The sequence below is a fragment of the Alishewanella agri BL06 genome, assembly GCF_000272005.1.
In the GTDB taxonomy this organism is placed as follows: Bacteria; Pseudomonadota; Gammaproteobacteria; order Enterobacterales; family Alteromonadaceae; genus Alishewanella; species Alishewanella agri.
In genome coordinates this window covers 1-11,547 of record NZ_AKKU01000027.1, presented here as the reverse complement: position 1 = coordinate 11,547, position 11,547 = coordinate 1, and the positions used below count along the sequence as shown (strand labels likewise).

Here is an 11,547-nt window from a genome sequence, read left to right as displayed (position 1 = left end):
GCTTAACCTTATTATAACCAGAGGCTGCCATCTAATTGGCAACTGAATCATCAAACTATGACGTCAACAGACTTGAAAGCCTATTTTGGTATTATCGAGCGGATGAAAGGTCTGCTGCACTCGGCTGAGTTTGAGCAAACCTTTGCCAGTCTGACCGCCGGTATTCCGAAATCCAAGCAGTTTCTACTGAAAATGGAGCTGAAAAGGCTGGCACAACCCTGCAATTATTATATTGACTTGCGAGGGCATGTTGACGGCGAAGTTAAACCATATGAGTTTCGGGAAAAAACCCATTATCTGGACGATAAAGCCCGCCAAATTTTTGAGGATGGCATCGCAGCTTATGGTCAGTATACGTTAGGTGTATACGAAGAAGTGATGAATGCGGAAAATAACTTTCGCGTGCGTCATCGTAAAGAAACCGAAGAGCGGATCCGCACGACGCTGGACAGTTTGAGACGCGGTCCGAGCTTACCTGATGAATCCACAAGCTCGCAACCGGAGTTGACCGATACGCCGGAACAGCATCAGCCAAATAAGTTTGTGCAATTTGGCAATTATATCAGCCGGATTGAAGAGCGGATGAATTTTGGCATCGAGGTAGAAGTTCGCACCGCAACAGAACGTTATGCCGCCATTACCAGTGATTTGTCTGTCTCCGGCTGTAAATTAAAAGTCCCGGCAGATAAAGTCGCCGAACCCGGTGATGTAATTAATCTGGTGCTAAAAGGCCTGGAAAAAGAGTTTACCCTTAACTTGCCAGAGGGGCTGGACTATCAGGTGGTCGGCAAAGAGCTGCAGGACAAATATGCCTATTGGCGGCTGAAACGTCTGGCACCCGAGCAACACCCGCAGTTTAACCAGTTTTTGCAGAGCTTTATTAATGGTAACAAACGTCGTTATAAAGTTAATCTGGATAACACCACAGATGCCGTAATCACCAAAGGTTACGAACAATACTATCTGCCCCGTATCAATAGTCTACCGGTTTATCTGAGCATCCTGGATGGGCAGGTTGCCAGTCGCTTTTGTTTAACCAGTGATTATAATAAAGGCTGTTGGCATTACTTTCTGGACGAGCAACAACAATCAGTGCTCAGCCATCTACTTTCAGCCCGCCGCTTAAAACATTTGCTAAACCGCCCTCTGGCCGAACGCACTGATATTTTGTACTGTTTTACTCATGCCGCCAAAGGCAAGCTCTACTTCTATGCAGCCTTAAGCAGTGAATTAGCCACAGAGCCTTCGCTAAGGGCCATGTTTTTTGGTTTTGGTGCAGGTAAACCGAGTTGGCGCATCTTCCATCTGAGCCTGCAAAAAACCAGCGCGACAAATAGCCAGAGCGAATTCGCATTACCTGGCTCACACGGTGTCCAGCAAACCTCACCTTTGCTGCGAGGTATGCTGGAGCCTATTTATTATATTGCAGTCCTGACAGATATTAGTTCGGCGGAGCAGCGGCATTGTTACACCGGCCACACCTACGACACTTCCAAGTTGGCAGCATTAAACAAGTTTGGATTAAGCAAAGCTGCGCCCGGCACACTTTGCGAAGCCATCCCAATCCATTACGTCAACTTACGCGCTGAATCCCGTTACTTATATAAAACCACTGTATTGGTGCGTACAAAACAAGATAGCGAGCCACTGACAGCTTTTAGTCGTGATTTTTCCTCTGGGGGCCTGCAACTGGAGGCTTCGCAGCCGGTTAATCTGCAAAAAGGCGATATTGTGTTGCTGGATCTTCCCGATTTACAAAAAATCACGCTTAAACATCAGCTAAGCAGATTACCTTACGAGATAATGGCGGTAAGTAAAAGCCGCACCATTATGAATCTTAAGATTGCCAAAGCGGATATGCATGAGGGCAAGCAGTTTTTTCAACAACTTATTCAAAGTAATAAGAATAAACTGACCGTAGCTGAGGAAACGCCAAAATATCCGGGGCTTTCTGATGCGCTGCGTAATATGTATTTAAAGGCCCTGTCTAACTTCGCCATCTTTGTGCATCGCAAAGGCTTGAGGCATGACATTAACGTCCTTGGCCAGGGTGCTCAGCCCAATCCGCTCCACAGCCTGCTTTTACTGGCGCAGGAAGAGCAGAACAATCTTAGTTTCGAGTTGCTAACCAAAGCACATACGCTCAATTATGAACTTGCCAATCAGCTAAAACAAATGAAACGCCAGGATCCCCCTAAAGCTTACGAACTCTATATCCGGGTTGCGACGGTGGCTGGCCAGCGCCAGTTTAGTAGCTATTTTAACTTTGAGTTTGCCACTGCGGATGAGTTAAAGCTGTTTGCGGTAGACGCTATTGAGCAGCATACATTGTTTGCTTTTAGGTTCTTTCTAACCCGTACCGGTAAACTCGATTCGGAGTACATCGCCAAAGAGCTGGGTTATATCAGTGTCTATGCGATCCACAAAGCTAAATCGCTGGAAGAAGAACTCTGGCATGTCGAAGGTGTAGCCGATGGTGTAGAAATCTCGACCGAGTTTGTCAACCGCTTTGCGCCCTCTCAAAGTCAGGCTCAGCAACAACAACGTCAGGCTATTCTGCAGACGGCAAGCGCTTTAACCAGTTAGCCAACTCAGCGAAATGCTCGTTACGTGCCTGTGGCGCGGTTAACATCGTGATATGGTCATAAGGGTGCTGATAGCCAGCAGCCCGACCAAGAAGCGTAAAACGTGCTTGCTGCTGAGCAGCCTCCTCGATAAAGGCTTGCACATCCTGCGGATGGCCCAGCAGTTCATCTTTTTCTGCGGCGAAATGCCACAAGGGTGGCCAATTAGTGTGCTGACATGCCGCCTGATAATCAAAACCATCACTACAATCGACAAAGGGTTCCCCCCGGATCCAGCGCACGGTATCCAGCAAGAATTGCGTTGGCTCGTCATCTGCGCCCAAACGCCAGCGTTTTGCCGGCACATAGCCATAGCGTTGTCCCAGCCAGGGTGCTAAACGGTTCCAGCAAAGATCGATTTTCAGCTTTCTGGCGAAACTGTTAACACTAATCACTCTTTTGCTGCCAAAACAGACTTTTGCCAGGACTTTAGTGGTTAGCTCGGGAAAACGCGCCAGACTGGCCGCAGCCAACACACCGGCCCAGGAGTGACAAATCAAAATAATCTTTTGCTGATGCTGCTGATAAACATAATTCAGCAGCGCCGGAATATCCTGACAAATCATTTGCTGTTGGCTTTGTTGTAAGCCTTCTGACAAGCGCGGGGTGGATAATCCCCGCCCGGCAAAGTCCGCGGCATAGCCAATAAAGCCCTGCTCAGCTAAGAAACAACCCAGCCCCTTACCACTCTGACTATAAAAAATACGGCCGTTTTCTACTGCCCCATGCAGATAGAGTACCGGCGCGATAAGTTTGCCAGCCGGCTGCAACTGCCGCAGATGTAGCCGATAGTCCGGTAGCGCCAGATACAATGATTGTTGTAACAAACTCACGGGCAATCCAGTAAATACAGCAACTGTAATAATGAGCCTGTGGTAATCGCCGCCTTAGCTGCAGCCTGCACCTTAGGTTTAGCATGAAACGCCACACCCAATGCCGCTTCGGCTAACATCGGCAGATCGTTGGCGCCATCGCCGATTGCCACCGTCTGCGATGGCGTTATCTGGTAACGCTGTGCCAGCTCGTGCACCACTTCGGCTTTACGCTTAGCATCGACAATATTCCCCAGCACCCGACCAGTTAACGTGCCATCGACGATTTCTAACTGGTTGGCAAAGGTAGCGCTGAGTTGTAGTCGCTGTTTTAGTGCCTCGGTAAAATAAGTAAAACCACCGGAGGCAATGGCAACCTGCCAGTGATGCTGTTGTAACACCGCGACCAAGTCAGTCAAACCAGGCATCAGCGGCAATTGCTTTAGTACATCACTTAACACCGACTCCGGGGCACCGGCTAAGGTTTGCACCCGGGCCAACAGGCTTTGCGCAAAATCCAGCTCACCGTTCATCGCACGGACAGTAATAGCAGCGACCTGTTCGCCAACCCCTGCTAACTTAGCGATCTCATCGATACATTCAATTTCAATAGCAGTAGAATCCATATCCATTACCAGCAGCCCCGGCTGGCGCAAGCTGGGTTGCTGCCTGAGATAAACCAGTTGGCAATCGTAATCCAGTGCTAAGCGATTTAACAGGGCTTGCGGTGGCACCATACCGTCCGGTAAATGCAAACGCAGGGCTGGCGACAATTGCGGCACAGGCTGTAGCAAACTCAGTTTAACGACCCCATCGGGTAATGCCAGCGCCTGTGCCAGCGTGGTTAGCAGTGACCAGCTAAAGTGGGCACCAAAACATAGCAAAACCGGCAATTCTGGCTTAGCCGCCTGGCTCACGGCATTAAACTGACCCTGCTGCCAGCTAAGCTGGCAACACCCCTGATAGGCCTGTACTAATGCAACGGGCGACAGCTCCGCGAACGGAATAGCTTGCGATATCTGATTCAATTTCGATCCTGTACTTAGTGAAGAGGGCATGGCATCCTAGCGCCAATTGCGCCTGGCATTAAACTTTGCAGATGAAAATTATGCAGCACCATAGCCTATCCACTTATCGTTCTTCAAGTGTTATTACACTATTGCAGTTAGCACTCGCCGTGCTGGGGATCTGGTTTATCCTGCATAGCTGGAGTAGTGCCCGCGCCGAGGGACAGCTGGTTTTACAACAACAAAATCAACTATTAATGCGAGAAACTCTGACCGCCTTGTCGCATACCGCCGGTTACTTGCTGGAAAATGATCAACTCGATGGCTTAATTCAACTCACCGCTCAAATCGCGGAAAACCCGTTTTTACATGATGTGGTGGTGTACGATGCAAATGGTGTTCGCCTTAGTTGGTCGGAAGCCAATACCCCGGCTCGGCTGATGTACAGCCCCGAGCAATCGTTGCCGCTGGTACCTATGGTGGAGGAAATCAGGGTCGGCGAGCAGCTGTTGGGGTATATCAAGATTAGTATGTTGCATGATAAAAGCCTGTTTCCAGGCTATGATTTCTGGCAACAGTTAATGCAGCAAATGCTGGGTTTATTTTTACTGACTGCCGCCATTGGGATGCTGATAAAGCGCAGCTTCTACCATTTTGCTGAACGCTATCAGGCCAATCGGCCACACCCCTGAAGTTTTAACGCCGCCAAACTGTTTTGCCACAGTTGTGACGCAATGACAGCTGCGGGTTCAGAGCGTAAACTGCATAAAGCTGCAAACACCCGCAGTAACTGCGCTGGGGTATTGATTTGCCCCTGAAAGCCAGACAGCGGCATTGCCGGTGCATCCGTCTCTAACACTAAGGCCGCAAGCGGCAGCTTTGATACCGCTTTACGGGTTTTCTCGGCGCGCTCATAAGTTATAGTGCCACCGATACCCAGTTTAAAACCCTGCTCGATAAAGGCCATCCCCTGCGCATAGCTGCCTGAAAATGCATGCAAGATGCCGCCAGCGGCAAAACGTTGCCGTTTTAACTCCGCCAGCAGCTGCACCTGACTTTTGCGATGATGCAGGATCACCGGCAGATCCAGACGGTTAGCCAACGTCAGTTGGGCACTAAATAGCTGCTGCTGCAGCTCGAAGGTGTCGCTATCGAGCACAAAATCAAGGCCAATTTCACCTACTGCAGCTACCTGCCCGCGGTGCTGTTCCAGTAAGTCAGCCAGTTGTGTCACCTGCTGTAAGCTATGCTGCGCCGCCCACCAGGGATGTATCCCCAGTGCAATTTGCCAGGCGGGTTCTGTGGCCCGTAATTGCAGTAAGTCAGGCCAGGCTGCAGCTGAAACCGCCGGGATCAGCAGTGCTCTGACACCGGCCAGCTGTGCCTGCTGCCAATGCTCCTGCTGCTGTGGTGCCAATTGTGGTAAGTCGAGGTGACAGTGGGTATCAAAAAGCGCCAAGCCGCCTGATCGCAGGCGGCTTGGGTTAATTGTTGCAGAGCTAAATGAGGCCATGGCTTAATTAAGGACAAAGCCGCTCAATTTGCCAGCTGCCATCTGCCTGACGCTGATACATAAAGCGATCGTGTAAGCGGTGTTCGCCCCCCTGCCAGAATTCTATTTTCGACGGCTTCACCAAAAAACCGCCCCAAAACGAGGGTAACGGCACTTCGCCATGCGCAAACTTATGTTTGATCTCGGCAAACTTTTGCATCAGGGCATGCCGGGTCGAAATCGGCCGGCTTTGCTCTGAGGCCCAGGCCGCCAGCTGACTTTCTTTGGGTCGTGACAGAAAATATTTTACCACCTGACTGCTGGGTACGCGCTCGGCGGTGCCGTAAACAATCACCTGACGCTCCAGTGGATGCCAGGGAAAGTGCAGACTGACCTTCGGATTCACCGCCAGCTCAGAGGCTTTGCGGCTGCCAAGGTTAGTATAAAATGTAAAACCACTGCTGTTGACGTCTTTTAATAGCACCAGCCGTTGCGACGGCTGGCCTGATGCATCCACCGTCGCGACACACATTGCCGTCGGATCCGGCAATTCAGCAGCAATCGCATCTTTTAGCCATTGCTCAAATTGCACTATCGGATCAGCAGCCAGATTATCCGCATCCAGCTTATCTTTGGTGTAACTACGGCGAATATCATCAATTTTCATGTTACATACGCTCCATCACCTCAATACCCAGCAGGTTCAAGCCTTTGGCCAGCAGGCGGGCACTGATAATACTGAGCATTAAACGGCTATCCCGCTCAGCAGGATCAACGCCATCTTTCAGGATTGGGCAGGCTTCATAGAAGGTCATAAATAAACTGGCCAGCTCGTACAGGTAGCTACAGAGTAAATTCGGCTGGGCATCCTTCATCACCTGCTGCAGCGTTTCTTCAAAGCGCAGGATTTTCACCGCCAGCAGCCTTTCCTGCTCTGCTGTCAATACGATAGGCGCCTGAAAGCTGTCTGCAACCTCGGCTTTGCGCAGAATACTGCGCACCCGGGTGTAAGCATATTGCAGATAAGGTGCAGTGGCGCCCTCAAAGGCCAGCATCGCATCCCAGCTAAAGATATAGTCACTGGTGCGATTCTTCGACAGATCGGCAAATTTTACCGCACCAATCCCCACTTTACGCGCGATCTCGGCGATCTCTTGCTCCGACAGCTCGCTGGACTTTTCCCGCACCACCGCATCCGCCCGCACTACTGCCTCTTCCAGCAGTTCAGCCAGCTTAACAGTGCCGCCGGTACGGGTTTTAAATGGCTTACCATCTTCGCCCATCATGGTACCAAACGGGCAATGATCATAAGCGGTGTCGGCACGCAGTAAACCGGCTTTACGGGCCGTCAGTTCAACCTGTTTAAAATGCAGCGCCTGGCGGGCATCGGTAAAGATAATAATCCGGTCCGCCGCCAGCTGATGGCTACGATACTGACACGCGGCTAAATCGGTGGTGGCATACAGGAAACCACCGCCGGTTTTCTGAATAATAAAGGGCGATGGCTTGCCTTCTTTATCGGCCAGTTCGCTTAAAAACACCACCAGCGCGCCCTGATCTTCAACCGCAATGCCAGCTGCAACCAGTTGGTCAACAATCGGCTGTAGCATCGGATTGTAGGCGCTTTCCGGTTTGATATCGGCATCGGTCAGCGTCACATTCAGCTTCTGATAGACTTCATTACTGTGCTTAACCGAGGTATCGATAAAGAGTTGCCACAGTTTTTGGCAATGTGCATCTCCGCTTTGCAGTTTCACCACATAGTCACGGGATTTATCCGCAAAGCCGGCTTCATCATCAAAACGCTTTTTTGCCTGACGGTAGAAGTCCTCCAGATCGGCCAGCGCGACGCTTTCGAGATCCACGCCCTCAGCCAGCTTATCTTCCAGATGCGCGATCAGCATCCCGAACTGGGTGCCCCAATCCCCCATATGGTTTTGCCGGATCACCTTATCACCCCAGAACTCCAGGGTACGGACCACGGCATCGCCGATAATGGTCGAACGCAAATGACCAACGTGCATTTCCTTCGCCAGGTTTGGGGCCGAGTAATCCACCACTATGGTTTGTGGTTGCGGATTCGCGCTGACACCCAGGCGGGCATTACTGGCAGCTTGGGCTAATTCACCGGCCAGCCACTCAGGCTTTAAGGTCACATTAATAAAGCCAGGACCCGCGATCTCTACCTTGCTAGCAAGGTCATCCAGCGCTAACAACGCAACCAGTTGCTCAGCCAGCTGGCGAGGGTTGGTTTTTAACTGTTTGGCGGCGCTCATCGCGCCATTGATCTGGTAGTCACCAAATTCCGGCCTAGTGCTTTGCGTCACCGCCGGATTGGTCTCAGCCGGCAAGCCTAACGTAATAAAGGCGTCCTGAGTTTTATTGGCTAAAAGCTGTTTAATATTCATTACTTAACCTGTTAATGTTCACGGGTTTTGAAGAATTTGATCTTCGGATAACGCTCCATCGCCAGGTTAAGGTTAACCATGGTCGGTGCAATATAGGTCAGGTTATCGCCACCATCCAGTGCCAGGTTAGTGCTGGCTTTGTTCTGGAATTCCTGCAGCGCTTTGGCATCATCGCAATAAACCCAGCGCGCCGTGCTGACGTTGACACTCTCGTACAAGGCATCAACGTTATATTCTGATTTTAAGCGATGCACGACCACGTCAAACTGCAGTACGCCAACGGCACCCACAATCAGATCGTTATTATCCAGCGGCCGGAACACCTGCACTGCGCCTTCTTCTGACAGCTGTACCAGGCCTTTTAATAATTGCTTTTGTTTCAGCGGATCACGCAACCGGATTCGGCGGAACAATTCCGGTGCAAAGTTCGGGATACCGGTAAACTGCATATCTTCGCCAGTGGTAAAGGTGTCACCAATTTTGATCGTACCATGGTTATGCAAACCGATAATGTCACCGGGATAGGCCTCTTCCAGATGCTCGCGATCGCCGGCGAGGAAGGTTAAAGCCTGCGGGATCAAAATGTCTTTGCCAATACGGACGTGCCGAACTTTCATACCTTTTTCATACTTGCCCGACACGATACGCAGGAAGGCGACGCGGTCGCGGTGCTTCGGATCCATATTCGCCTGGATCTTAAACACAAAACCGCTAAAGCCACTCTCTGTTGGCTCAACCTTACGACTGGTGGTTTCACGCGCCTGGGGTGCCGGAGCCCAGTCAGTCAGTCCATCCAGCATATGATCGACACCAAAGTTACCCAGCGCCGTACCGAAGAATACCGGTGTTAACTCGCCTTTTAAAAATAACTCGCGGTCAAATTCATGACTGGCGCCCTGCACCAGCTCCATTTCGTCCCGCAATTGTTGCGCGAAATAGCCAAGACGTTGATCCAACTCAGGATTATCAATACCTTTGATGATATCGACATCCTGAATGGTATGGCCAAAACCCGACTTATAAAAAATCACCTCATCGCGTAGGATATGGTAAACGCCCTTAAATTCCTTACCCGAACCAATAGGCCAGGTAATAGGGGCGCAGGCGATTTTCAATACGCTTTCCACTTCATCGAGCAAATCAACCGGATCGCGGATATCCCGGTCCATTTTATTCATAAAGGTCAGAATAGGTGTATCGCGTAGCCGGGTAACTTCCATCAGCTTGATGGTGCGATCTTCAACACCTTTGGCGCCGTCGATCACCATCAGGCAAGAGTCTACGGCGGTCAGGGTGCGGTAGGTATCTTCCGAGAAATCCTCGTGACCGGGGGTGTCCAGCAGGTTAACCAGACAGTCTTTATAAGGAAACTGCATCACTGAGGTAGTAACCGAGATGCCCCGCTCTTTTTCCATCTCCATCCAGTCTGAGGTGGCATACTGGCCGGATTTTTTGCCTTTAACGGTACCGGCTTTTTGAATAAGTTGCCCGAATAACAACACCTTTTCGGTGATAGTGGTCTTACCGGCATCCGGGTGCGAGATAATAGCGAAGGTTCTGCGGCTGTCGACTTCCGCAATAAAAGCTTGATTGGTCATAATTTCCGTAACTAATAGCGCTGAGAATTTTGTCGCAGCTGTATTGGTAAATGCCGGCTATTATAGCAGCCGTAACGCCTCACTCACAGCATCTTGAACAGCAAGCAGCTGTTACAGCGGTAATGCCATTAAAACGGCGGCTTCACGACCTGCGGCATTAACGTAATAGTTGGCGCGGCGGCCGGTTTCAATAAAACCATACTTTTGATACAACTGAATGGCATGCTTTGCTGATTCACGCACTTCCAGCCAGGCATCCAGCACCTGACGTTGCTGGCACTGAGCGATAAAATGCTGCAGTAACTGAGCCCCCAGCCCCCGCCCTTGCGCATCGACCCGCACACAGATATTAAACAGTTGCGCTTCGACAGCGATATGCTGGCCAAAATAGAAACCCTGTAATTGTCCCTGCAGATAGATACCAAAACTAAAGTAGCGCTCGCCAAAGCAAGAGGCAAATACCTTCTCTGACCAGGGATAAGGATTGGCAGCTTGTTCAATCAGATAAAGCTCGGCTATCTGTTTAGGCTCTAACGGGCGGATCTCAGTCATTGATATAATCACCCAGCAGTGTCCAGAGCGCGCGTTTTTGTTGAGGAGTAAATTGGAACTGGGGATCGAGCAGTAATTGTTGGTGCTGCACGCTAAACGTATTCTGCTGCGCCGCTATGCGGTAACCTTGCAAAGAGGTCAGCGTCAGACAGGTTTCCAGATCAGCAACTAGCTGACCACTCAAGCGTTCACCAGCTGGTGGCAGAGCCTTTTCCGGCATAGCGAAAAAACCTTGCTTCGGTTGCAATGGCTTGATACCGAGTTGCTGTAACAGTAAATATTGAGTTGAATTAAGATTTGTCATATCAGGAAGTGGCAGGGGCAGAGGGATTCGAACCCCCAACCATCGGTTTTGGAGACCGCTGTTCTACCAATTGGAACTATGCCCCTAGCGTTGGAGTCGCCATTATACAAAGAAGCCAACAAAGGTAAAGCAGAAAACTGCAAAGCATTATTCAAGTGCATACAAAACATACATTATGTGCGATTAAACTGCACCTTAGCATGCTGCTCTGAGCGCTGCAATGCGGGTTAATCGCATTGCCAGAGCGGTGTAGTTAGGTATTGGCATTAATTCGTATGGCTTTGCAGATAGAGGCAGCTTGGTCGTAGTTCGATGTGTCATTGATGGCGCGGATATGGCTCGTTGTTATTGGTCTGCTTTGCTGTCTCGCTTGCGTGTCTTTATCACTATCGCAGGATGACTCCGGTACTGCGGGCGTACCGGAGTCTGAGAGTGGTGTAAACGTTTGGTTTCGCTTTTCGTGCAGGGGGTGCTTAGTCAAAGTGTGCTGTAATCCTTGATATTGTTGCTATGGCTCGCTGTGATAAGTCTTTGGTGGCGTTTGGCTTAATCTTTTCTATCACTATCACAGGATGACTCCGGTACGGCGGGCGTACCGGAGTCTGAAAGTGGTGTAAACGTTTGGTTTCGCTTTTCGTGCAGGGGGCGTTTAGTCACAGTGCGGTGTGTCATTGATGGCGCGGATATCGCTCGCTGTGATAAGTCTGTTTTATCTTCTCGCTTTATCTCTTCTATTACCATCGCAGGATG

The 11,547-nt window shown here is 50.3% G+C and carries 11 protein-coding genes and 1 tRNA gene; 2 read left to right on the top strand and 10 right to left on the bottom strand.

Features of this window, described 5'->3' with window-relative positions; translation table 11 throughout:
* Window positions 1–57 precede the first annotated feature (57 nt).
* Entirely contained in the window at window positions 58–2,586 is a 2,529-nt protein-coding gene (locus AGRI_RS15840) for a PilZ domain-containing protein (RefSeq protein WP_008985874.1), read from the top strand.
* Here AGRI_RS15840 and AGRI_RS15835 read toward each other — a convergent pair.
* A complete protein-coding gene (locus AGRI_RS15835; RefSeq protein WP_008985873.1) occupies window positions 2,552–3,457 on the bottom strand; it encodes an alpha/beta fold hydrolase in 906 nt (301 codons plus the stop codon). The genes AGRI_RS15840 and AGRI_RS15835 overlap by 35 nt on opposite strands.
* Complete coding sequence (gene serB, locus AGRI_RS15830) at window positions 3,454–4,464, bottom strand: phosphoserine phosphatase SerB (protein WP_008985872.1); 1,011 nt, start codon at window positions 4,462–4,464, stop codon at window positions 3,454–3,456. The genes AGRI_RS15835 and serB overlap by 4 nt, the downstream gene beginning before the upstream one ends.
* 80 nt (window positions 4,465–4,544) lie before the next feature.
* Here serB and AGRI_RS15825 point away from each other — a divergent pair, with 80 nt between their 5' ends.
* Window positions 4,545–5,135, top strand: coding sequence for an AhpA/YtjB family protein (locus AGRI_RS15825; RefSeq protein ID WP_008985871.1), 591 nt, complete (start codon window positions 4,545–4,547; stop codon window positions 5,133–5,135).
* Here AGRI_RS15825 and AGRI_RS15820 read toward each other — a convergent pair.
* The 8 genes from AGRI_RS15820 to AGRI_RS16700 form a co-directional block, all read right to left on the bottom strand.
* Entirely contained in the window at window positions 5,111–5,902 is a 792-nt protein-coding gene (locus tag AGRI_RS15820; protein ID WP_040292200.1) for a TatD family hydrolase, read from the bottom strand. The genes AGRI_RS15825 and AGRI_RS15820 overlap by 25 nt on opposite strands.
* Before the next feature lie 61 nt (window positions 5,903–5,963).
* A complete protein-coding gene (gene pdxH / locus AGRI_RS15815; RefSeq protein ID WP_008985869.1) occupies window positions 5,964–6,602 on the bottom strand; it encodes a pyridoxamine 5'-phosphate oxidase in 639 nt (212 codons plus the stop codon).
* Window position 6,603: 1 nt separating this feature from the next.
* Window positions 6,604–8,343 (bottom strand): arginine--tRNA ligase, encoded by a 1,740-nt coding sequence (argS, locus tag AGRI_RS15810; RefSeq protein ID WP_008985868.1) that lies wholly within the window; start codon window positions 8,341–8,343, stop codon window positions 6,604–6,606.
* A gap of 11 nt (window positions 8,344–8,354) precedes the next feature.
* On the bottom strand, window positions 8,355–9,941 hold the full coding sequence (gene prfC / locus AGRI_RS15805; protein ID WP_008985867.1) for a peptide chain release factor 3: 1,587 nt from the start codon (window positions 9,939–9,941) through the stop codon (window positions 8,355–8,357).
* Between the two features lie 111 nt (window positions 9,942–10,052).
* Window positions 10,053–10,493, bottom strand: a complete 441-nt coding sequence (rimI, locus tag AGRI_RS15800) for a ribosomal protein S18-alanine N-acetyltransferase (RefSeq protein WP_008985866.1) — start codon at window positions 10,491–10,493, stop codon at window positions 10,053–10,055.
* The gene (locus AGRI_RS15795) at window positions 10,486–10,797 is read right to left on the bottom strand and encodes a hypothetical protein (RefSeq protein WP_008985865.1); all 312 of its coding nucleotides are present in this window, start codon (window positions 10,795–10,797) and stop codon (window positions 10,486–10,488) included. Before AGRI_RS15795 ends, rimI begins: the two co-directional genes overlap by 8 nt.
* 9 nt (window positions 10,798–10,806) lie before the next feature.
* Window positions 10,807–10,883 (bottom strand) — tRNA-Trp (locus tag AGRI_RS15790).
* Window positions 10,884–11,343: 460 nt separating this feature from the next.
* A partial coding sequence (locus AGRI_RS16700) for a hypothetical protein (RefSeq protein WP_237713114.1) occupies window positions 11,344–11,547 on the bottom strand: 204 nt, incomplete at its 5' end.

Coding starts and splice junctions, on each gene's coding strand:
- AGRI_RS15840 (WP_008985874.1), top strand. CDS start 58: ATGACGTCAACAGACTTGAAAGCCTATTTTGGTATTATCGAGCGGATG.
- AGRI_RS15825 (WP_008985871.1), top strand. CDS start 4,545: ATGCAGCACCATAGCCTATCCACTTATCGTTCTTCAAGTGTTATTACA.
- pdxH (WP_008985869.1), bottom strand. CDS start 6,602: ATGAAAATTGATGATATTCGCCGTAGTTACACCAAAGATAAGCTGGAT.
- argS (WP_008985868.1), bottom strand. CDS start 8,343: ATGAATATTAAACAGCTTTTAGCCAATAAAACTCAGGACGCCTTTATT.
- prfC (WP_008985867.1), bottom strand. CDS start 9,941: ATGACCAATCAAGCTTTTATTGCGGAAGTCGACAGCCGCAGAACCTTC.
- rimI (WP_008985866.1), bottom strand. CDS start 10,493: ATGACTGAGATCCGCCCGTTAGAGCCTAAACAGATAGCCGAGCTTTAT.
- AGRI_RS15795 (WP_008985865.1), bottom strand. CDS start 10,797: ATGACAAATCTTAATTCAACTCAATATTTACTGTTACAGCAACTCGGT.